General features: G+C 30.8%; 20 protein-coding genes and 1 pseudogene. 4 read left to right on the top strand and 17 right to left on the bottom strand.

Features of this window, described 5'->3' with window-relative positions; all coding sequences use genetic code 11:
• Window positions 1-26: 26 nt before the first annotated feature.
• From ASC44_RS15615 to ASC44_RS15605, 3 genes are read left to right on the top strand one after another with little or no spacing between them, the layout of a single operon-like run.
• A complete protein-coding gene (locus ASC44_RS15615; protein ID WP_055448558.1) occupies window positions 27-1,349 on the top strand; it encodes a tyrosine-type recombinase/integrase in 1,323 nt (440 codons plus the stop codon).
• On the top strand, window positions 1,342-2,079 hold the full coding sequence (locus tag ASC44_RS15610; protein ID WP_055448557.1) for a hypothetical protein: 738 nt from the start codon (window positions 1,342-1,344) through the stop codon (window positions 2,077-2,079). Before ASC44_RS15615 ends, ASC44_RS15610 begins: the two co-directional genes overlap by 8 nt.
• 51 nt (window positions 2,080-2,130) lie before the next feature.
• The gene (locus ASC44_RS15605) at window positions 2,131-2,562 is read left to right on the top strand and encodes a hypothetical protein (protein ID WP_055448556.1); all 432 of its coding nucleotides are present in this window, start codon (window positions 2,131-2,133) and stop codon (window positions 2,560-2,562) included.
• A gap of 7 nt (window positions 2,563-2,569) precedes the next feature.
• Here ASC44_RS15605 and ASC44_RS15600 read toward each other — a convergent pair whose 3' ends face one another.
• From ASC44_RS15600 to ASC44_RS18210, 6 genes are all read right to left on the bottom strand, one after another.
• Window positions 2,570-3,271, bottom strand: coding sequence for a WG repeat-containing protein (locus tag ASC44_RS15600; protein ID WP_055448555.1), 702 nt, complete (start codon window positions 3,269-3,271; stop codon window positions 2,570-2,572).
• Window positions 3,271-4,236, bottom strand: a complete 966-nt coding sequence (locus ASC44_RS15595; protein WP_083476327.1) for a methyltransferase — start codon at window positions 4,234-4,236, stop codon at window positions 3,271-3,273. Before ASC44_RS15595 ends, ASC44_RS15600 begins: the two co-directional genes overlap by 1 nt.
• Window positions 4,229-4,837: a tyrosine-protein phosphatase gene (locus ASC44_RS15590; protein WP_055448553.1), complete on the bottom strand. Its 609-nt coding sequence runs from the start codon at window positions 4,835-4,837 to the stop codon at window positions 4,229-4,231. Before ASC44_RS15590 ends, ASC44_RS15595 begins: the two co-directional genes overlap by 8 nt.
• Window positions 4,834-7,131, bottom strand: coding sequence for a glycosyltransferase (locus ASC44_RS15585; protein ID WP_055448552.1), 2,298 nt, complete (start codon window positions 7,129-7,131; stop codon window positions 4,834-4,836). The genes ASC44_RS15590 and ASC44_RS15585 overlap by 4 nt, the downstream gene beginning before the upstream one ends.
• A 103-nt stretch (window positions 7,132-7,234) precedes the next feature.
• Window positions 7,235-7,525: a hypothetical protein gene (locus ASC44_RS15580; protein ID WP_055448551.1), complete on the bottom strand. Its 291-nt coding sequence runs from the start codon at window positions 7,523-7,525 to the stop codon at window positions 7,235-7,237.
• Between the two features lie 63 nt (window positions 7,526-7,588).
• Window positions 7,589-7,729, bottom strand: a complete 141-nt coding sequence (locus tag ASC44_RS18210; RefSeq protein WP_169787495.1) for a hypothetical protein — start codon at window positions 7,727-7,729, stop codon at window positions 7,589-7,591.
• 96 nt (window positions 7,730-7,825) lie between these two features.
• On the opposite strand from ASC44_RS18210, the gene ASC44_RS15575 reads away from it, so the two are divergent.
• Entirely contained in the window at window positions 7,826-8,758 is a 933-nt protein-coding gene (locus ASC44_RS15575) for a sigma 54-interacting transcriptional regulator (RefSeq protein ID WP_055448550.1), read from the top strand.
• A 24-nt stretch (window positions 8,759-8,782) separates the two neighbouring features.
• On the opposite strand, the gene ASC44_RS15570 is transcribed toward ASC44_RS15575, so the two are convergent.
• From ASC44_RS15570 to ASC44_RS15520, 11 genes and pseudogenes are all read right to left on the bottom strand, one after another.
• A complete protein-coding gene (locus tag ASC44_RS15570; protein ID WP_055448549.1) occupies window positions 8,783-9,463 on the bottom strand; it encodes a M48 family metallopeptidase in 681 nt (226 codons plus the stop codon).
• Between the two features lies 1 nt (window position 9,464).
• The gene (locus ASC44_RS15565) at window positions 9,465-12,809 is read right to left on the bottom strand and encodes a type I restriction endonuclease subunit R (protein ID WP_055448548.1); all 3,345 of its coding nucleotides are present in this window, start codon (window positions 12,807-12,809) and stop codon (window positions 9,465-9,467) included.
• A gap of 2 nt (window positions 12,810-12,811) precedes the next feature.
• On the bottom strand, window positions 12,812-14,212 hold the full coding sequence (locus tag ASC44_RS15560) for a 5-methylcytosine restriction system specificity protein McrC (RefSeq protein ID WP_055448547.1): 1,401 nt from the start codon (window positions 14,210-14,212) through the stop codon (window positions 12,812-12,814).
• A 311-nt stretch (window positions 14,213-14,523) separates the two neighbouring features.
• Window positions 14,524-15,259 (bottom strand): annotated as a pseudogene (locus tag ASC44_RS18520) (McrB family protein); the annotation flags it as partial.
• A 697-nt stretch (window positions 15,260-15,956) separates the two neighbouring features.
• Complete coding sequence (locus tag ASC44_RS15550; RefSeq protein ID WP_055448545.1) at window positions 15,957-17,801, bottom strand: DUF262 domain-containing protein; 1,845 nt, start codon at window positions 17,799-17,801, stop codon at window positions 15,957-15,959.
• A gap of 6 nt (window positions 17,802-17,807) precedes the next feature.
• Window positions 17,808-18,734 (bottom strand): hypothetical protein, encoded by a 927-nt coding sequence (locus tag ASC44_RS15545; RefSeq protein WP_055448544.1) that lies wholly within the window; start codon window positions 18,732-18,734, stop codon window positions 17,808-17,810.
• Between the two features lie 138 nt (window positions 18,735-18,872).
• Window positions 18,873-19,133 (bottom strand): hypothetical protein, encoded by a 261-nt coding sequence (locus ASC44_RS15540; RefSeq protein WP_055448543.1) that lies wholly within the window; start codon window positions 19,131-19,133, stop codon window positions 18,873-18,875.
• Between the two features lie 144 nt (window positions 19,134-19,277).
• A complete protein-coding gene (locus ASC44_RS15535; RefSeq protein WP_055448542.1) occupies window positions 19,278-20,129 on the bottom strand; it encodes a PGN_0703 family putative restriction endonuclease in 852 nt (283 codons plus the stop codon).
• 28 nt (window positions 20,130-20,157) lie between these two features.
• The gene (locus ASC44_RS15530; protein WP_055448541.1) at window positions 20,158-20,874 is read right to left on the bottom strand and encodes a restriction endonuclease subunit S; all 717 of its coding nucleotides are present in this window, start codon (window positions 20,872-20,874) and stop codon (window positions 20,158-20,160) included.
• Window positions 20,875-20,957: 83 nt separating this feature from the next.
• Entirely contained in the window at window positions 20,958-21,329 is a 372-nt protein-coding gene (locus ASC44_RS15525; RefSeq protein ID WP_161805031.1) for a restriction endonuclease subunit S, read from the bottom strand.
• A 4-nt stretch (window positions 21,330-21,333) separates the two neighbouring features.
• Window positions 21,334-23,928 carry a type I restriction-modification system subunit M gene (locus tag ASC44_RS15520; protein ID WP_241491440.1) on the bottom strand — a complete coding sequence of 865 codons (2,595 nt, stop codon included), beginning with the start codon at window positions 23,926-23,928 and terminating at the stop codon, window positions 21,334-21,336.
• Between the last annotated feature and the right edge of the window lie 2 nt (window positions 23,929-23,930).

The raw sequence follows: 23,930 nt of genomic DNA, 5'->3' as shown, positions 1-23,930 counted from the left end.
TTTAGTCTTACTAAACCGTTTTTTTTATGCTTAATTTTAAACAGATTGTTACATTTGCATACGATAGTGAATACGATAATGCATACGATTTGAAAATTAAAAAGAATTATTCTTCTCCAAAAATCTACGACGCCAATGGCGACTTGTCCAAACGCTGGTATGTTTATTTTTCATTTAGACATCCTGAAACAGGTAAACTGAAAAGAGTTACTCCTTTTTATGGAGATGCTAATACCTATAAAAATAAAGAAGATCGACTAGAGATATTAATACAATATAGAAAGACACTTTTAAAAATATTAAAACAAGGCTATTCTCCTTTTGAAGATAATATTGAAGTTGAAAACAAAATAATTAGTAAGAAAGCTACTTCTGCAACTAAAAAAGAAACACCTGAAGTTTTAGAAAAAAAGTCAACAGAAAAAGATGAAGCTCCTAAAATGCCAATAAAAGAAGCTTTTGATTTTGCATTAAACTATAAAAAACAAATAGTTGGAGTTACTTCTATTAGAGATTACAATAACAAAATCCATTTTTTTCTAAAATGGATTTTAAAAAATCATCCAGAAATTAAAACGATTAATGGGTTAACTAAAAAAATAACATTTGTTTTCTTAAATGGTATCTTAGAAAGAACTAGCGCAAGAAACAGAAATAATTATCGTACGGTATTAAGCAGTATCGTTCAAGTTTTAGAAGACAATGAAATTATTGACTCTAACTTTATAAAAAAAATACCTGTATTAAAATCTACTCCAAATAGAAATAAAACATATACTCAAGACAAACAAGAGGCTATTTTTGAATATTTAGAAAAGAATGACAAAGTCCTATTATTATTCATTAAATTTATTTCATTCAACTTTTTACGTCCTATTGAAGTTTGTAGACTTCAAATAAAAGATATTAATATAACAAACAGAACAGTTCAGTTTAAAGCAAAAAACAGTCCGTTAAAAACTAAAATCATTCCTGAATTACTTTGGAAAGAACTACCTGATTTAACAAAATTAAATCCAGAAGATTCATTATTTGCAAGAGACGAAATTGGAGGAACTTGGGATACAAAGCTTAATAACAAACGTGATTTCTATACAAAACGATTTAAAAATGGAGTAAAAAAAGAATTCGAACTAGGTATTGATTACGGCTTATATAGCTTTAGGCACACCTATATTACAAAACTATATAGGGCAATGGTTAAAAACTCTTCTCCATATGAGGCTAAAAGTAAATTAATGCTAATTACTGGTCATTCAAGTATGACAGCTTTAGAAAAATACTTAAGAGATATTGATGCTGAACTGCCTGCTGATTACTCTGAAATGTTAAAAAACATAAATGATTAATACTGATTTACATACTCTCCATTTAAGATTAGTTGAAAAACTATGGGATAATTTATTATTTTTTATTCCGTTAGATTCTGATATTTTAGAAATTATAAAGGAATCAGATTTGATAAAATATAAGGATTTACTATTTAATAGATTATCAATTTTAGATTATAAAAAAGGAGCCTTTCATTATGATAAAACAGAGGATAGTACTAAATATGTAAAAAAAGGTAAATCTCTTTCAGAAATAATATTCTTGTTATTAGAAAAGAAAAATAATTTGAAGGATTATGAATTTTCTTATATAATAGATAAACATTTTGAACAAGCGGAATCCTCGTTATACATTACAAACTGGTTAAACTCTAACTTACATTTTTTAGACAATTTAGATACTACAACTAAAGGATTGTTTCAAATTCAATTTACATTACATAAAAAGCATTTAGAAGAATTTGTTAGAAACTTCTACCCTAACAAAAATCATTTACCTCATAATAAAGCTAATACTTTTCAACTTATTGAGGCCAATTTTAGAGATATCACTAAAAACATAAAACTACCTCCTTTAAATTTAAAAAGTTCTAATTCTCAAACTGAAAATAGCAAATCCATTGTTTACTTTAATGAACTTAAAAAGGAAAAAGAACAAACAAATAAAAGTTTTAAAAAGAAACCTCTTGTAACAGAAGAAGAAGCTAGAAAAATGATTCTTAAAACAGTTTTTAATGTTATCGAATAATTTGTATTTTAGCGTAAAACAAACGTTTGTTTTACGCTAAAATACAAATTAATGAAATTATATACTTGTAATTATTGCTATTCTGAATTCGAGCCAACACGCCGACGTGTGCAGAAATACTGTAGCAATACTTGCCGTTCTAAGGCATATCATGCTCGAAAAACAATAACCAACACACCAACAACACAAACCAACAGTGCTATTTCAACAACATTAGACTCCCCTCCTGTTGAAACAAACAAAATAGAATCTATGAGTACATCTGGAGTTGGTAATGCCGCTGCAGGTGCTTTAATCGCAGATGGCTTAAAATCTTTGATAACCTCAAATAAAAATAAACCAGCAACTAAAGGTGATCTCGACGATTTAAAATTACTACTTACGAATAGATATTTACCAATCAACAACATGCAACAGGATCAATATGGTAGATCTCCTTTTTATGATGTAGAAACTAGAGGTGTTGTTTATTTGAAGCTTTAATTAGCTTTTATACTTTCAATACAACAACTCCTTCTTCGTTTATTATTTGTTTAATATTTCCATAAGTATCTACCACAGCAAATCCATTATAAAATGGTTCAATCATAACATATCTTTCTTTATAAAGTTCATTTCCTTCTTTATCAATATGATACCAACCATTTTCATCTTTTGCTATCGCATAATTTTTATGAAAAATTCCTAAATCTAAAAACGTTTTATCGTTTAAAAATTCACCTTTAAAATTGATGTGTTTATATAAACCATCAACTAACCGAGCACATGCATAACCATCTTTAAAATCGCCTACAAACTTATATTTTGTATTATAGATAGGGTTACCATTTAAATCAATATGGAAATATTGATTATTAAAATCTCTAACAGAACAGACATTTTCTTGATAATTTCCTGTCCAAGCGTAATTTACATCATATAACCGCTCCCCTTTTTCGTTTATATGAAACCAATTCTTATTTTGAATGACACTGGCTCTATTAAAATAATAACCAAACGCTCTATCATAACGTTGTTTATAAACTTCATTTCCATTGACATCTATATGGCACCAACCTGAGTCGTCCTTTACAGGAGCTATTCCTGGACTATGAAATTTCAATACTTCATTATATACTTTACCAAAAACAGGTTCATCTTTATAAGTAAATAAATTACTTTTTTTTGAAACTTTTATATCTCTCCAATTCATTACTTCTTAAATATTAATATCGTTTGTAATTCATTTAGTTTTTTAGCCTCTATAAACTTAAATTGAGATTCATTTGCTAACGCTATATATTCATAAGAAGATCGCTCAAAACTGTCACACATAACCAACATATTTAAAGATAACAATGAGAGATCTACATCTATTTTATCTGAACAGTTCTCAATAATATATAAGGTTCCGTGTTCTGGCAATGCTTGATATAAATTATTTAAAATTTGAGTAGATTTTTCCTCGTTCCAATCATGTAGAATTCTAGATAATATTATAGCATCTGATACTTTTGGTATTTCTTTAAAAAAATCACCCTTAAGAAGCTTAACGTCATTAAGTAAATTAGATCTATCAATAACTAACTCTAAATCCAATAGGTAGCAATCCAATTCCGAAAACCTTTCTTTAACGTTGGATATTGCAGCTCCATATCCTCCTCCTACATCCATTACACTTTTATGAATACTAAAATCAATTACATCTGCAATATCTTTATAATCATCTTTAGCATAAGCGAACATTGCTTTATGATAATGATCTAGTTTTTCTTCATTTTCATTCAAAAAATCGAAATAGCTAATTTTATATTTATTTTCAAAAAAACTATTTCCTGTTTTTATAGATTCTTCTAAATCACTCCAAGCATCTAAATGCTCTCCAGACCAGTTAAGACATGTGTACTTTAAAGTTTCAGGATGATTGTCAGTTAACAATTTAGATAAATTGTTCAATTCATACTTACTCTTTACTTTATCCAAAAAATCAATACTAACCAACCCATTCAACAACAACTCACCATTTTGTTTTTTTATAGATAAACATTCTGAAATCTCTAAAGATGTTTTTCCTCCAGAAACTAAAACATCGAATAAATTTAACTTACAAGCTGCGCTAACAGTCATATACTTCCAATGTTCTGTGAAAAAGGATTTTAAAAAGTCTCTATTACTCATTTAACAGTTTCTGTTTTATATTTATTATTTGATTTTCAGTTAATCCGCAAGTCAATAAATAAGCCTCAATACCTCCTTCTTTTTCAATAATATCAAGTGCTATGTTTAGCTTTTCTTTAGAAACATCCATCTCACTAGCTAAATAGTCCGTATATAAGTTTTCTATAGATGATCCTAACAAAAGGTGCAACATAGAAAATACAATTCCTGTTCTATCTTTCCCTGCATGACAGTGAATTGCTATTGTTCCTGACTTGTGTTCTAAAATAGTTTCAAATGTTTTCTTAACTGCATTTTTACAGCCCATAGCAAAAAAACGATATGCTATCTCATGATTTGAGCCTACATTATGCTTTTCTTTAAACCATTCTGGTTGATTCCAAGGATCAAATTGCGCTTTAACATAATTGACCTTACTCAATAAGTCTTCAGAATAAGAAATCGCTTCTATCTCTCTATCGGCTCTTAAATCTATTATTGTTTTTATCTTTTTACCTTCTAAGAGTTTATTATTGTCTAATAAATCAAAAACAGAAGCTCTATAAATTATTGCTTTTTTTAGTTTTAAATTAAACTTAGCACTATCTCTAAAGTTTCTCATAAAGGTTTACGCATTACACAAGTTTTACAAACGTCTTTAGTTTTATAATTACTTACTAAATCTAAATAACGTTCACTTTTCAAGACCTCCTGAACAGATGATGTTTTTATATTTCCAAAATCCCCTAAAGACTGCCTTAAATTATCTGGAGCACAGCAAGGTGATATTTTACCTGTTGCAGATATCCATAATTCTTGTTCTAAAAAGGGACATTCATAATCCCCAGGCACTTCTGAAATTTCATTATCTTCAATAGAGATAATATTTTCCAACAATACTTTTTCTCCGTTTGGTTTTCTAAATTCTTCGGCTGCTTTATGCGCCTCTAAAACATAAGTATTCCATTGCGATACACTTTCTGGTGTTGCTTTCATGGACAACTTCTTAATTTCATCAAAGTGATCCCATAACTGATGCCCTTTAACACGATCCACACCTAAAGAAGCTGCTAGCTTTATAATATCAACCAACTCATGCATGTTATTCTGCATGAATGTTAATTGTAACGTAACACGACAGAAATAACCATTCGTTATTAAGTATTCATCCCTATAAGCTATGAACTCTTTTACATTAGCAATTGCCTTTTCGAAATCTAAGCCATGCATCACTTCTTTAGAAGTTTCTGCTGTGGCACCATTCCAACTTATTTTAACATCAGAAGTATTTGGAACAATTAATTTAGCCCAATCTAAAACACTCTTTTTAGGAAATGTTCCGTTTGTAGTTAAATTAATTTTAATATCATGCTGTTTTGCTAAATCGAAAATCTCGTCAAACTGTTTATATAATAATGGCTCTCCCATTGTAGATGGTATAATTTCTTTTACACCTAAAGCGGAAGCTTGTTCAAAAATCTGTGTAACTGTAGCAAAATCCATACGCCTACGCTTGACACCTGTTTCCTTGTATAGCGTATCTATAAAGTTACTATATGGACTGTGCTCTTCGCACATAATACACTTTAGATTGCAGTCTTCTGGGTTGGTATCTATAGTGACACGCCAAAACTTATTTGGAGTACTGTAATATTCATAAATATTCAGTAATTCTTCACAATGTGCTTTTATTTCAGGCACACTTCCATCTTCTGAAAACAAATAACCTTTTTCTCCATAAGCTTTCATTTTCTCGGGATTTGATACCGCAAAATTTAATTGACCTGCTAACGCGTCTACATCTCTATGTTTAAATAGCAAACCATTTACTTGATGCTTTACATACTCTTTCATTCCTCCAAAATCTGCAGTAATTACCGGCACTTTACATGCTTGCGCTTCGTGAATTACTAAAGGTGAGTTTTCTCCCCAAATAGAAGGCACTACTATACTGTCAACGTGTGCAAAAACATCGTTAGCCAAATTATGATTTATGTATTCTCCTAAAAATTCCACTTTATTATTACAAGTTGCTGCTAACACTTTTAAAGCTGCCGTACTCTGTCCTTTTTCGCGACCAAAGATCTTTAGAACTGCTGGTTTTTTTACTTGTTTAAAAGCTTCTATTAATTGGTTAATCCCCTTTGCAGGAATATGAGTCCCGATATAACCAAAAGTAAATACCTCTTTTGTTTTAGCTTTTTCTGTTTGTGTTAAATAATGCGTAGGAAAACCATAATCTAAATAAGTGATTTTAGATTCAGGGATATTAAAATCATCCACAAAACGTTCCTGAAGATATTTGGAGGGCGCAATAAACAAATCTACTTTATCAATTATCGATTTGGTCTCTTGCATTCGTCTGTTTACCCAGTTACTCCAATTATCAATATCCTGTTGCTCCTCATCTTCTTTTCCACTAAAATAGACTTGATAACAATTCGTTGCACACTTTTTATCTTCTTGACCGGAACACAGCTGGTTATTATCCGTTTTACCAATACTTCTAGTTAAAAATTGCCCTCTAGGACACATTAACCAAAAATCGTGTAATGTAAAAATTACAGGAATTTCTAATACGTTTAAGACATCTATAATTCCTGTAGACAAATGATTTAAATGACCAATATGTGCAACATCAGGTTTTAAATCTTGAACTAGTTGTTTAAAGTTATCATCGATAGTTTTATGCTTGTATCCATCCTTTCCGTTAGGATTGTTTACGAAATATAAGTCTAAATTTGGGTTTGCTTTTTCGTGACGAATTTCAAAATCTTTAGCGTATGGGTTTTCCTCTCTTGTAAAAACGGAAACTTTATGTGTTTTTGATAATTGGTTGCATATAGATTGACTATAAACTTCCGAACCAGCGTTATAGTGTGGTGGATAGCCATGTATTATTTTTAATATGTGCATTTAAATGGTGGTGGATTTAAAAAGTTTCAAAATAGTGCAATTTGTAGTAATTTTCTACTAAAACAAAAATAACTAGCTTATATATCTCTTATTTAATATTATTCTAATGAGTTATTCCTGTATCTCCAAATCTAGCATAAACTGTTATCAACCGATTTTCTTTAGCAACAACTGTCAATTTCGTAATACCAATACAGTCTCCAACAGAAATATAACCTTGTTCTATTGCTTTTACAATACCTTCTAAACTTAATGTATGCTCTACTTTATTACCTCCCATTAACTTTACGACTCCTTTCATTAGGCATAAACGAATTAAAGACTTTTCTATTTGTCGCTGGTTTAATCGTTTTTTAAAATGTGAACTTATTTTATCGTTTAATATATTTTTCATTTTGTTTAAGTTTTAAATTTAACCTCGTCTCTAATTATAAAGACGAGGTGTTACTAATATTTACTACTTAGAACTTTTAGCAGCTGTACTTTGAGCTCTTGTTGCGAAACTTCCTTTTGGCACCCCTCCAGCACCTGAAGCTTTAGCTGTTGTACTTTGAATTCTTGAAGCTGCTGCTTTTGACATTGATTTTGATTTACTCATAATTTTTTATTGTTTTGATTATTAATATTATTGACTACAAATAAACCAAATAGATGTATATTGAAAACTTATACGCGATAAAAAACAAATAAACACGTGATATCTAACAAAATAAAAACATTAATAAGTAAAGAAGGTGAAAAACGAAAGGCCGCTATTATTAAACTAAATTCCTACCTAATCAATCCAGGAAGATTTTCAATTTTAATATTAGGCTCAAGAGGTACAGGAAAAGCACATTGGCTAAAGGAAATCCAAAGGATTTATGAAAAAGACATTAAAAATTTAGATAATATCTTATTTATCTCTGCTTTTAACACTAATAAATACAATGAAGAAGACTGGACTAATTTATTTGAAGACTCTGATAATGGTTTATTAGTTATTTCAGATATAGAAGAACTGAACAAAGAGAGTCAAGGACTGCTATTTAATGGCATATCAACTGGAGATGGTGGTAGATTTGGCTTTAAAGAGAAAAAATTCAATATCCGTATTGCTTTTACATCTACAAAAGACATTACTGCTTTACGAGACAATGAAACCTACTTAACACATAAGTTTTTTGATCGCATTTGTCAATTTGCTGTAAAAATGCCAACTTTCGAGGAAGCAAATTTTTTTATTTGGGAAGACTTCAAAAAATCTTGGGACAAAATGAGTTTCCAAAGTCACAATGAATACCCAGAAGATCTAAAAACGTGGTTAAATCAGTTAGGAAGTCCTTTATATGGAAATTTTAGAGACTTAGATAAACTCGCTATTAATTGGCATAATTATAGGCTATTAAACAAAAAGGACGACAAAATACTAAAATTAGTAAGTGATGATTTTTTTAAATATTACCATTTTCCAGAACACAAAACAGACATAAATAATGAATTTGAAATCTCAAAAAGTACTGGATGGGATGGTAACCTTAAAAATTTCAGATTATTTTATAAAAATTATATAAAATCCAAACATGGAAGTCTTAGAAAAGGAGAAAAAGAATCTAAAATGAGTTATAGAACAATGGAAGGTTGGTAAAACAAAAAAAATGTCTTTTATATTTTACAAGTCCATACCTGCACCATTAATCTTTAGCCAATTAATTTGCTCACTATAGTTGGGTAATATTTTATCTACTTCATTCCAGAAGGCTTGAGAGTGATTATTATATATTAAATGCGCTAACTCATGTACTACAATATAATGTAAAACATCTATTGGAGCCATTGCGCATTTCCAATGAAAATTAACGTTACCACTCGAAGTACAAGAAGCCCAACGGTTTTGTAATTCCATAACTTTAATCCCATTAGGCTCAACCCCTAATTGCGTTTTATACCTTTCTATTATTGAATAGATTTTACTATTTAATTTGTCTTTATAAAATTGAACGAATAATGCTTTAGCCTTATGCCTATCGGCTTTATTTAGTATGAAAGTATTTTTTATAAAATGTACACCTTCAAGATTATCATCTACTAGTTTTAATCGATAGTTTCGACCTAAATACAAAAATGATTGGCCGTTTACATATTCTCTATCTACAGCGTTTGCATTTAAGAGTTCCCATTCCGATAAGTTTTTAAAAATTTGGTATTCTTTAGCTTTTAGAATCTCTTTAATATCCTCATCATTGAGATTTATTGGAACACGTGCAGATACAGAACCATTTCGTTCTACAAAAATGCTGACCGTTTTACGTTCACTTTTTTGAATCGTTATATCTATTCCTGAAACTATCATTCTACTTTGTCAATTCTTGATGTCTACGTTTGGCTAAATTCATTAATTCTACACTTAATTTAGAATGTAGCTTAGCTACTTTTTCGATACCTGAAAAATCAAGTATATCATCTATTTCTCCTTGCAATTTACGTATTTCTGCTGCTCTGCCTTTCCAAAAATTAGGTTTATTTATAGCGTCTTGCAAGACTTTTACTAATTCAATGGTTAGTTTTTTTAATGCTTCTTTTTCCTCATCAGTTATAGCCTCATCTTTAAAAGCACTAAAAATAACAAAATCATAAAATGGCAATTCTTGTTCGTCTAATCCCTCCTCTTCATTTTCACCTTTTCTACCTTTAGCTAAATCTTCTCTTACTTTCTCAAACTCTTCAACAATTGCATCCCAATTCCCTTGGTAACGTTCAATAATTTCTTCCATACGTTTTAGAAAACGTTTGTATAAAGCAGGATCCTTATTCAAGTTCACCTTTATATGTCGTCTTATCGCATGTTCCATTTCTGACGCTTTAGATTTTGAGTTTTTACCCAATTTACCTACTTCTTTAGCAAAATCTTTAGACAATAAACTTATTGGTGCCACACGACTATCAATGCCTAAGGTTTCTAAATGTGCGTCAATCATTTTACGCACTTTAGGTTTTGCCCATTTTAAATCCATACTAGGATCTTTATAACGATTTTTAATTCGAACTAACAAATACCCAAAACGCTTTGCAGGAATGTAATATTTTCTTGCAGCTTCTGAATTAAATAACAAATCTAAACTATCAAAAAACGCTTTTATATAGGTGTCAAATTGTGCTCTAAAAGGAATCGATTCTGCTAATGTTATACAATCCTCCGCTAATTGAAATTCTACATCTTTATTAGTCATTCGTTGCTCTGCAAACTTTTCAAAATCCGTAATTCCTCTATCTGTAAACAATTGAATCATACGATTGTATCTTGCTTCTAAAACAGGAATTTCTTTATTAATATCTCTAAAATAGGCTAGTAATTCTTTAATATCTTCTTCATCTTCTGCTCCCCAAATATTCAAGGCATCTTTTAAGTGATTCGATACTCCAAAATAATCAACCAAAATACCATGAGATTTATCTTTCCTAGTTCGGTTTACCCTCGCAATAGCTTGTAATAAATCATGTTCTCTAATACTTTTATCTAAATACATTACTTGTGCAATTGGTGCATCAAAACCTGTTAACAGTTTATCACATACACATAAAAAAGCAACACCAGTTTCTGGTTTTAAATAATTACCTTCTTCGTCTGTACTGTAATCAAAGTCTTTTTTAAAATTATCAACCGCCTTTATTTCTCTTGCATTTTTTCTTGCTGCACTAATATATCCTTGTTCATTATTATCTTGTTTGGTAACTATAGTCCCAATTTTTATAAAGTCGATTTTTTTAATTAAATCGGTATCTGGTTCTGCTTTCCCTTTCTCTAATTCAATACGCTCTCTTAATGCTTCATCAATTAAAAATTGATAACGCGCTGCAGCCACTATAGAACTCCCAACAACCATTGCTTTAAAGCCATTAGGTAAAATATCGTCTACATAATGTTTTACTAAATTCTTAGCAATTTTTCGCAAGCGATCCATGTTTTCCAAATAGGCTTGCATGGTACCGTAACGCTTTTGGATTTCTTCTTTTTCCTCTTTATTTTGTTTTTTAAAGACATCTTCAAACTCTGAATCAAAAGCTTCTTTAGATTTAATTTTATCGTTAGTCGTTTTACCAATATAGATAATATCTAAAGTTGCTCTATCATCTACGGCTTCTCTAATTTTATACGTATCAATAAACTCTCCAGTACCACCAAAACGCTCATGTGTTTTCTGTTTGTGTCTGTCTGTTAATAAAGGTGTTCCTGTAAACGCTATTTTAGTCGCTTGTGGAAATGCAGTAAACAAATTATCTCCCATATCACCACCTTGGGTTCTATGCGCTTCATCTATTAGTATTACAATTCTATCAGATGTATTAACCACATCAAATGGCTTAAATTCTGGTACCTTGCCTTCTTCTACAAAAGCTTTCATTAACGCCTTAGAATGCTTTAATTCTTCCTGTACAAACTTGTGCACCATTACCATGTTTAAGTTTGAAGCATTACCACTTAACTTTGGTAGAAGCTCTTTACGCGAACTCACGATATTAGCTTCTTTAAACTCATTGGTTAAACGTGCAGTGGCAGACAATTGTTTTTCCAAATCTTTACGATCTACCATCATGATAACCTTATAATCTTTAAGGTCATTTTGCGAGCGTAACTTACGAACGAAAAACACCATGGTTAAAGACTTCCCAGAACCTTGTGTATGCCACACCACACCAGAACGCGTTTTACCTGTGGTTTCATTTCGTAATCTGTCTATTATTTTCCCTGCTGCTCTGTATTGCTGATAGCGACAAACTATTTTAACTTCTACACCTTCTTTTATTTCCATAAATAAAGTGAAGTGTTGTAATATATCTAATAAAATTTCTTTGTTTAAAATCCCTTTTATCAATACCTCTTGACGAACACGAGGATCGTTATGTAAACCATTATTTTGATATCTAGCAGTTTCTTCTGCTGCGTAATTTTCTAGACTAATATTTCTATACACCTCTGGAAATATGTCTTTCCAGTTTAAGTAATACTCAAAATCCCCTGTAATAGAACCAACTCGTGCTTCTTCTCCATGCGTAGCAATGCTAAACAGATTATAATGAAACAAACGTTCTTCTCCATCTGTAAAACCAAAATCGTCTCCACGTGTATTGGCATAACGCATAATTTGCTCCACAGCACTAGAAATAGGATCAGCTACATCTACATCTTTACACTCTACAACTGAAAAAGGCAAACCATTTACAAACAAAACAATATCTGGAATAATACCTTCTCTTGGCCCTCCAGGTGTTACAACTCTAAATTGATTAATGGCTACAAAATCATTATTATCCCAATTTTTAAAATCTATTAGTTTTACTAGTGGGTTTTCTTCACCTGTAGTTTCGTTTTTAGCTACTGTGGTTTTGGTAACGCCTATTAGTTTTTCGAAGACTTGTTTGTTGGCTTCTAAAAGTGATAGATTTGTTTTTTCCGTTGCAATGGTTTCGCTGTATAAATCTTCTAATTGCTTTTGAGTTAACCATTCTACACCATCAACTACATTTATTTTTTTCACAGCTTTTACAAACTCTTTTTTTAAAGTCACTTCTTTAAAACTAGTACGTAAACTTTTGGCAGGATCTTGCGGAATACCAAAAGCACCTTGATCTATTACTTTCCAATTGAGGTCTTTTAGTTTTTCTAAAAATGGTTTTTCTACGTTTTTATATTCTGCCATAATTATTTTGTATTCAGTTTTTCCTTTAATGAAAACACAAATTGTTCACACTTAGATTTAAACAATTTATTAAATTGAATTCCATCTTTTTCGTCTGGAATTGCCAATAAACAAATATAAAAAGAGATATTTACTCCCATCATATTTATTGTTCTCGTAATAATTTTATTTTCTTTTTCTCTTGATGGATATATAAAGCCACAACCTTTAATTTTGTTATCATTGCCATATTGACCAATATAAGTATGCAATTGAAAAAGGTCTTCTCTTTTTACTCCATATCTTTTATCAAATGCTTTATATTTTACATCAAAAACATAAAAACCTTTTTCATCTTCAAATAACAGATCTGGTTGCAGCTTTCTTTGATACGTTCCTGTTTCGATAGTTAAAGCGCTATTGAATTTTGAAAGCATTTTAAAACCGTTCCTTATTAATAGTTTTTTAATAAAATATTCAAAAAGCATAGAAACATCAAAAAAGAAAGCACTAGTCTCTGACAACTCACCAAAAGTTGCAACATCGTTTTTTATAATACGTTTAGAAAGCTCAATAACTTCATTATATTCTTGATAAAATGGATTGGTTTCGTTTTTTGTGGCTAATAATTCTCGTCGATTAGTCTTAACACCTCCTATAGAGATTAAAAAAGAACTTCTAATTTGATGCATATCACGTACAAAAGAATTCCCTTTTAACAACTCAAAAACAGATGCTATTAATCTAACTGTAGGATTGTTGTAACTGTGTTCTCTATAAGTGCACTTATATTTTGCTTGTTCTTTTGTTAAAAAATAATCTAAAGCATGAACATTTCCTTTTACTTTATTTAGCGTTCTTGTTTTTGAAACATACTGTTTTGGCAAACCCAATCGCAATGCTTTTTTTAACTTTATTTTCCAAAGATAAATTAACAACCACTCAAAGCCTTCATTGTTTTCTTGACCTCCATAATTTTCAATTTCTAAAAAACCATCAGCATCTGCTATAATATATTTTAAAAATTGATCTCCAAAACGAGAACTTATTTTTAATGCGTAATTATCCTTTTTTAAATAACCAATGATGTTGCCAGATTGTGCTGAAAAATTATAAGCATTATATCCTGATACCTTAAAAAAATCATCGTCGCTATTATGCTCATATTCCTTTTCATTAAACAGCGTGATATTTGAATCTTTACTATTGGAAAGTTGTGTATTTACAGCCTTTGTGTTCTCTAATAAAAACCACCAAACACTTTCATTATCATTCCAAACTTTTGTGTGCTCTCTTTTTGCTTTGGCTTTTAATCTTATTTGAAGATTGGCATTAGTCGATGTCAATAAACCATCACTTACAAAGTACTGTTGATTATCAACTAAAGTTCCTTCTTTAATTATATTTGAGAGCCAGTTTTCCATCAATTATACACCAAAGCTTTTAGCAAACGTTTCAATGATTTCATTTTCTCTTCCTGTTCCTCTTACATATTCTTCTAATAATGATAAAATACTATCTTCCCAAACTAACTTTTTAACTTCTTTATAGGTCGTATTGGATGCAAAACCTAAATCCATTAAGTAGGCATGACCAATGCAGTAATCCTTACCCAATAAAGGTTCTTTTCTAATAGCTTCGTTAAGCTTTCTCAGGTTTTCAGCTAAACCAACCCAAGCAGGATTCTTTGCTTGTAAATGATATGTCAACAATCCAATACTTGGTTTTACTTCTTGCCATCTAAAACGACGACGTAACGCAAAATCGAAACTTTCCACACTTCTATCTACGGTGTTCATTGTGCCTATGATATATAAATTATGAGGAACAAAAAACTTATAAGCTCCCCCTAATTCTATCATTCCTGTCGCCTCAGTATTTAATTGATTGTATTGCGTTTCAATAGCACCATTAACACCTCTATATTCTAGGCAATACATTAATTCACCGAAAACACGACTTAATTCGGCTCTATTTATTTCATCAATAATTATAAAATATGGCGGAATTATTTCTATTACTTTAGTGCTTTTATTAGTAACGTTAAATACAAAATCCCAATATGATTTGGTTAAGAAATCTTTAAAAGGCAATAGATCATTAACAGTTAATTGTTCCCATTTTTCGAGCTTATTACCTTTGATTAAAGTTGCGACCTCAACTTCCCATTTTCCAGCTGAAATACACATGGTTTTAAAAATACCATTTACTAATTGTAATTGTGCTTGGTTATTAACATCTAAAACAGGTCGTAAACCTTCCATAAAATCTTCATAAGAATATGATGGATGAAATTGCACTACTTTATGAACACTATCATAAGTCTCTGTATTTGCAGGATGTTCCACTTTCCATATATCAAATTGTAACTTAGATATTTCTTTTGCTTTATAGGTTTTACCTGTACCTGGTGCACCATATTTAACCAGCTGCTTTTTTAAACTAAAAGGATTTGCGAGGTTTACATACATTTCCCAATAAAAAATATTACACCAAAATTCATCATAGTCTTTTTCTATAGATAGTACTTTCCTTAACTCTGAAACAACAAACTTGTTTTTTTCATACCAAGTATTGCTACCTGAATATGGTGGAATTAATTTTTTTCTAATAAGCCAATCAAAAACTTGATTAAATTTTCCAGAATCCACTGTGCTACTCACTTCAAGCGTGCAAGATGCTGTAACACGATTAGTTAAAACTGGATTATTTTGTCCTATTTTTTCACTCCAAACAAACTCAAATTCATTATGGTTTTTGAAACTTGGGTCAACAATCAAGTTTTTAAGTGCAGTCAAAAAATCTGAATCATTTATAACTGTACTTCTACTATTGCCACTTAAATTTGAACGACCATTGCTAGACACACCGTTACTTTTGTTAGCAAACAGACGCCAAAACAAATCTTCTTTATTATTAAAGCTTATTGAGTTATAAATCTCTAAACTATTCAAATCATAGCTAATATTTTTAGCCAATTCAGTTCTTAAACTTTGAACCCTTGTTACAATATCTTCGTAGTCTCTTCGCCATGATTGTCGAAGATGCTTACGATTTGTAATTAAATAAGTATAAATATTTGCTAATTGGCTCATAAATTTTAATTTTTATGTAATAACAACGATACATGGCATACCATTGTTTTTCGTTTTATATACTGTAATACCTTTAATTTCCCAACGCTTCTATTTTCCATATATCGGCTGCCAGTTCTAGTAACATTTCTTGTCTTTCATCAATTTGTTTTGCAGTCCATTGGTTCTCAAAAGGTAATAGTTTTTCATTAATACGAGTTATTGAAGTATTTACACCAACACTATTCAGAACATCTAAACTACTTGTTAAGTAGTATTTACTCATTTTATATTGCTCTTTTTTATTATTAAAAAACTCACGACCAGCAACAATGTTAATTGGTTTTTCTAAAAGTGTTAGATTTCCTAACTTCACTTTATATTGTGCATATTCTCTGTCTTTATTATCTGGATGCGCATTAAAATCTGTTAACAATGCTTCGTTTGGTGTATTTGGTAAAATATGCTCAATTTCCAAATTGGTATAATCGTTTAAATTATCTGGACTTTTTAAGCCTTTATATGCCATATTTACGTGTTGTGTATATTTAGCGAGTATATAGCGTGTTCTATATTGTTGTAAAGAGTAAAAATGATAACGCTTTAAAGCATCTGTTAATTCTGGTTGTTTGCTTGTTGTACTTTTTTGGAAACGGTTAATAATAAACGCATTTAATTTCAATTTTTGAAGCTCGTGATCTGTTAGGCTTGCTATTTCCCTTAGTTCATCTGCCCAAGCTGAAAAATTACGTTCTAATACTTTTGTAGATGTTCTAGTAACTATAAAGTAAAACAAAAAAGTTTCTAGTTGTTTTAGTAGGTGATCAAAAAGTTCTTTAGGTAAATTGTAAGATGCTAAAAGAATAACATAATGTAAGCTAAAACCACCTCCTGTTAACTTTCTAATATTATTCATGTACACATTATCTTCGCCATCGTTACCTTTACCTCTGGTAAGTTTTAAAAAATCATCTACTGTTTTTATAATTTTACGCACAAACACAAACGGTTCTGTTTTGTAGTTACTTACCTCTATATTTTCTTTTTTAGAAAACCAATCGTAAATTTCGTCTTCACGAACAATACCATCGCTTCTATGGTTTGTTATTTTATAATTTGCCATTAAAAAGTAACGTAAAAAACGCAATGGCTTTTCTTTATTTTGCTCTAATGGATTGGTTATTTTTTTCCATTCGTTTTTAAGCTTGGTAAACTCGTTTAACTTAACGTTGGTAAATAAGAGATTTTTAAGTAAATCCATTGGGTTTAAACCCACACCACGCTCGTTAATGGTTTCAAATATTTTTAGAGCACTACTTACATCTGTAGAAATTTGAATAAACACAACATTGTTAGACAGGTTTCCCCAATATTTTTTTAGCGTTCCAGTTTCTTGATAATTAAATTTTAAATATTGATAAATGGTAGTGTAGGCATATATAATATTTTCTAAGGCTCCAAATTGCGAAACACCAGCTGCATTTAATAAGGCTTTTATAGTTTCTGGTGCATTACCCGATTTTATAATAGCATGTATAACCTCTTCGGCATTTTCGTATTTTGGGTTTAATTTTAGGCTTGTGCTAATTTCGCCATTACTGTCTGTATAACTTGTAGAAATAAGATTACTTAAAATGGCTTCTTGAGGTTGCCCTTTAAACAATGCTTTTAATGCGCACAACATTAAAAAAAATGTGGTTAAACGTTGTTGCCCATCTATAACATCGTATTGTTTTTTTTGATGGGTAGGCGATACTAAAATAGTACCAATAAAATACTCGCTAGAAGCATCATTTTCTATTTCGTTGTTTAAATCGTCTAGTAGTTTGTTTACTTCTTTATCGCTCCAAATATACTCACGCTGGTAATCTGGTACTATATAAAAACAATCGTTAAAGGCTTCTTCTATTGTAAACTTGTGGTTTTCTATTTTTGACATTTATTGTTAATCTTTTTTTAATTCTAAAAACTCATTAATTTTTTCTTTTACTTTTTCAAGCGTGTCGATATGCGCATCAATTTCATTAAAGTGGGCTTTGGTAACCACTTCCATATTAATCCAAGAGGAATTAACTTCGTTAGCGACATCCGAAACTTGAATGGCATCATGGTTTGCTGGAATAAACTGTTTACTTAATTCTATTGCAGGCATAATAAACAGTTCAATTAATTTTGGTCTAATAACCATACCATTGGCATCTTGCAAATCTGGATGATTTAATACAGACTGATTAAGCCTGAAAAATTGTTGAGCGAATTGATTTGTTCCAAAATTTATTTGATAACCACCAACTTCAGGTCTTATGTCAATAGCTCTTTCATTTGCTATTTCATGCATCATTTTATACATAAGTTTTCTGTATAAATAAAAACCTTTTTCGAAATCGGTATACCTACTAATATATGTTCTCACAGAGTCTCGCAAGGAATCTCTAAAATCATTAAGAGCAAATAGATTAGAGAAAAGCTTATTTACCTTATCTATTGTTTCTTTATTTTTAAATCCAAAATATTCATATACATGTTTAACATCAATGAATTTTAGAAAATCCACTTGAACGTTAGCATGAAATTCAAGACTAAAATTTTTATCATTCTGGTATTTTTTTAAACCCTTTAACTGACCATCAATAGCTTTTAATAATTGCTTTAAGTTGTTTTTAAAAAGTTTAATCTCAGAGTTAATAAGTTCTTTTTCTTCTTTTATTTTATCTTTTTTATCACGTCTGTAACCTCTTTCACCTAACCAAAAAGCTAACCATAAACTTAAAAGAGTTAATACCAAAGAAAGAATATCAAACCAGTTTTGAGAAAATGACCAAAACTTTGCCACTTTCTCTGCCTCCTGTACTACTAAATTAAAATCAAACATGTTTTCTTTTTTTAATCTACACTAACCACAACCTTACCCGTTAACAAATCTTGCAACAAACTTACTTTTAGTTCTTAGCACTTGGTAAAAGTTGCTGTTTGGTTTAAATACTATTGAGTTTCTCTATTATTGCACCGCCTAATCCCAAGCATGACTGCCATCTCGTGATGTAAAACTATCAGCAATTGCGTGATGCACTACAATGTCTATTTTTGCCCAGGCTTTGTAAGCAGAAGATACTGATCTACCAATACCTAAATTACTATCTTCTGAATATGGCATCCCTTTTTCTTTTAAAATAGCTTTTAAAGCATCGAAAGTAATTTGTATGTCTTGTGTCTTTAATGCTATGGCTAGTTTACCCATAAAATCGTAGGCTTGGTTATTTGTTGTTTTCATATACTTTCTTGTTACCTTTTAATAATTTATTTTTCAGATACTGGTTATTATTGTTTTTTTTCTACCAAACATTTCTCCCAAACTTATTAAGAACATCACAAGCTATTATAAAATAACTCATCACATCTTTTAAATTTTCTTTATTCATTTTGTATCAATAAAATACTTTTTTCCAAATTCGGCCATTTGACTTTTTAGAGTTGGTACCTTAACTTTATCATTTACTTTCTTGAACATATCTTCCCATTCAATTGTAAATAAATTTTTCTGAAAAGTCTCTTTAATAATTTCGGATTTTGCCAGAACTGCTTGTTTTTTTATTCTAATATTATCTTTTGGATAAACAAAAACTACATAGGAATCTGACGCTACATGAATCAAGTTACGAATGATTTGATAATTTTTAAAAAACAATTGTTTTTCTCTGTAGGAAGCGTGAATTGGGTTAAAAATATTATTTGTGTTATATACATTTTCAAACTTGTTATTATGGCCTTTATCATCAGCTGCTTTACCAAATTCATACTCAGTATATTTGATTTCGAAAAAAAACTTCTTTCCTGATTCGGTTTCAAAATAGAAATCAAAGTTTGTTGGCCGGTGACCCTTTTTTGAATCGATTGTAGATAGTTTTTCAAATAGAACTGTTTTCTCAATAACTTTTTCATCTTTAAACCCTAAATATTCTGTAATTGTTTCTAAACAATTTTCTTTATATAAAGGGTAAAAGAAGTTGAAACACATAGCTTGGGACGAGTTCATATGATGAAAACACATATGCCTTTTTACAACACTAAACCTACTTTCAATAAATTGTTTTTGATAAAATGAAATAATATTTTCATCTTCATCATTATTTGTTTCATCCTTTTTTCTGAAAGCGTATTCAAGCTCCTTTGGAGGCTTACTTCTCATCCAAAATCCATGTTTAAAATCAGTAAATGCTGTTTTTTTATAGGCTATTAAATGTTTCTTAATTTCATCTTTATAACTCATCGCACTTATTTTTTATAACTATAGTTTTTTACACGTTTTCTATTTTAACAGCAACCTTACCCGTTAACAAATCTTGCAACAAACCTGCTTTTAGTTGTTGGTATTTGGCTAAGGCTTCTTGCTCGATTTGGATTTTTGATTCAACTCCTTTCAATCTATTAATAATTATTTTTTGTTCCTCGATTTTAGGTAGAGCTATATTGAAACCTACAACATCCGAACCTGGCAAATTACCCAAAGTTCCCTGCCTAACATATTTATTGACTAACCTTTTAGCTTTATCAGTTTGCATAAAAAACTTAATGAAATACGGTTCAACTTCTTCATTGAATCTAAATTTTACAGAATATGCACTCGGAATAAATTGAAAATCTTGTTGTTCAAAAACCGCTGTTAAACCACAATCTGCTGTAGTAACCATTACAACATCTCCTTTCTCTAACAAATGTGCATTAACTTTTGATTTAGGAAGTAAAGCTATTGGTGCTTGTTCATATAAAATTTCTCCATTTTTAGAAAAATCCATTCCTCGTATTGTTTTTACATTTCCTTCGGAATCATAGTCCTCTCCGCTAAACCTTGGACCATATAAGTTTTTAATTAGATACTTTTTAAATATTGAGTCTTCCCAATCTCTAGGAATCAAACCCAAAGCACTCTCTTTATACAACGCTGGTGCATCTTCTGCTGTTGGTCTTAACAACCCTGTATTTACATCTATACCGCGTGTAAACAAATCGTGCATTAAACCTTGTTTTATGGCTTGGTATTTGGCAATAGCGGTTTCGGTTTGTTCTATAACTGTATCTACTGTAGATAATATTTTGGCTATTTTTTTTGTTGTGAATAATCAAAATATTTAAAAGTTAATCTATACAAGTTACTAGCACTAACACTTGGTACACCTGTCGCTTCATTAAGCTTAGTTAAATCAGTATTTATAAAGTTATAATATAACCATTTAGGTACTATTCCTTCCCTAGGTTTAACACAAAAAATTGTATCAACATTCCAAAAATCTCCTTCAATAAATAAAGGATTATTTATTGATCCTTTTCGTCCAGATAATATTGCAGGTCCAGAATTTAACTTTAGAGAAGTATATCCCATTATTCCACCTGTTCCGTATATAGGAAACTCATCTCCCTTTGGATTCGCTTTATAATCTTTACCATAATGAACTACAGCTAATTCTTCCAAAGTTTTATTCATAACCCAATTCCATTAAAAAGTTATTTAATTGGTTTGCCGCGGTTTCTCTACTTTCTAAAATACTCACCAAGGTATTTTGGTATTTGATGTAGCGTGTTTCTAGCTCGGTAATTAGTGCGCGTTCGTAGCGGTTTACGTAATCCATTACAGTGTTGTGTAATGTTTCTTTAAAACGTGCTAATATTAAAACTTTGGCTTCCTCTGGTGTTATTCTTTCTCTTGCTTTGGCAACCAAGTCTTCTTTTTTTGCTTTTATTTCTGCTATGGTTGCTTTGCAATCTCTTAGCTCTAAAGTTAATGAGGTGTGTTTTGCTAGTTGTTGTTCTATAACTGCTTTTTTGGTTTCGGCTTGGGTTTGGGCTTTTTGTTTTTGGGTTAATGCTTCGGTTAAAGAAGACCCTTCGACTGCGCTCAGGGTGACAGTAGAACTTGTGTTGGCCTTTATTCTAATTTTTAAGGCTTTTATTTCTTTTTTAAGCTCGCGTATGTCTGCATTAAAAACCTTGATATTGTCTTTTAAATCTTTTAAGGCTTCTTTTGGGAATACGTCGTAATTATCTTCGTCAAACTCACCTTCTTCTAGTTCATTTACTTCGTTAAACAAAGCTTCTAACTCGTCTCGTCTTGCTTCGTTATTGGCTAATTCTTCTAATACTTCTGGGAATTGAGATTTTAGAATATCATCCGCAGGAATTAATTCTGCATTCCAACCACTTGCTGCAATCGATTTTAAATCGGTTTCTAAACTGTCCCAATAAGAAGCAAAAGCACCTCTACTTTTGTGTAAATCTAAAATACCTAATTGACTAAAATTGGTAGCAATAGAAACAGCAAAGTCTTTATATAAGTCGAATACATTTCTTTGAGTTGGTAAGGCTTCTAGTTTAGATACATTGTTTGTCCACCAATCGTTTACGCAATCTGTGTAGGCTTTTCGTTTTTTATACACATCTTCGTGTGCTAAAACCAATGTTTTTATATCTTCTTTGGCATCAATCATTTTTTTAAATTGATGATAGTTTTCTTTGGGTGATGCTTCGAAAATAGCATTTTGTAAGTCTGGATAATTCTCCCAATACGATTGTAATGCTACTACCTCAACCGTTGGAATACCACCATGTAAATGCGCATTGATATCTTGCGGTTCTGCAGGCGGACTGTTGTCTACATACCTACGGATATTAAAATTATAGTCTTCTTTGTCTAAAGCGACTTTAGAAATGTTTCTAGCGTAGCCTTCTAAATTTTCTTTGTTTTTATAGATATAGCTAATCTTCGCAATATCTTCTGGACGTAATTTATTTTGATTTTTGCCTTCTTTGTATTCTCTATCGGCATTTATAAACAAAACCTCTTCACGTTGTGCAGCTCCTTTTTTATTAATAATTAAAACCGATGCAGGAATTCCTGTACCATAAAACAAGCCAGAAGGCAAACCAACTACGGCTTCTAAATACCCACGATCTACCAACCATTGGCGCATGCTTTTTTCTTCACTACCTCTAAACAAAACACCATGTGGCATTACTACAGCCATACGGCCATTATCTTTTAACACAGATATCATGTGTTGTACAAACATAAAGTCGGCTTTACTCTTTTTTGGCATCCAGTAATGAAAGCGATCACGATAGTTTTTAAAATCGCTATAGTTTGCAGAAAAAGGTGGATTGGCAATAACGATATCAAAACGTTTTAATTCTCCGTTTTCTACGTGCAAGGGATTTGCAATGGTATCTCCTTGTAAAATTTCGGCATCAAAAATATCATGAAACAACATGTTCATTTTACATAAAGACCACGTTGTTCCGCTTAATTCTTGACCTGCAAAACTTAAACGAGACGCATCCCCATAACGTGCTTCTACATAGTTTTTATTTTCAATTAGCATACCACCAGAACCACAAGTTGGGTCGTAAATAGACGATTCTTCTTCAGGTTCTAAAAGGGTCACTAAAAGTTTTACTACTTCGTTTGGTGTATAGAATTCACCTCCTTTTTTACCAGCACTATCGGCAAAATATTTAATTAAATACTCGTACGCTGTACCTAACAAATCAGGAAACTCAAAACGATTGTCTGTCAGTATAACTTTATCAAAATGTGTAATGAACTCAATTAGTTTTTCATCACTTAATGCATTTTTATTTTTACCAATGGTTCTATTAAAGTTTACATTGGTTAATACACCTGAAAGTTTATCTGGGTTTTCTTCTTCTAAAGCTTCTAAGGCTTTATTTAAATGATCGCCTACATCTTTTTTAAGGTGTAAGATTCCATCGTTTACTTCCTGTCCTTCTTCGTTGGTGGTTTTATAATCCCAACGGGCACGCGCAGGCACATAATATTGGTAGTTGTTCTTTTTTTCTAAAGATTGCTCTATTTTTTCTTCTGTAAGTCCTTTAGATTGTAAACTTTTTAATCGAGCAGCTCTATCTTCTTCGAACTTATCACTTAAACGTTTTAAAAATAACATTCCGAAAATGTATTCTTTAAACTCAGAGGCATCCATGTTTCCTCTTAAAATATCGCAGGCATCCATAAGGAAGCCCTCTAGCCATGACAGCGTTAGTTTTTTATTGGTCATTT

It is taken from the genome of Lacinutrix mariniflava, assembly GCF_001418015.1.
GTDB lineage: Bacteria > Bacteroidota > Bacteroidia > Flavobacteriales > Flavobacteriaceae > Lacinutrix > Lacinutrix mariniflava.
The sequence above is the reverse complement of the archived record's forward strand: the minus strand, read 5'-3'. Positions and strand labels throughout refer to the sequence as shown.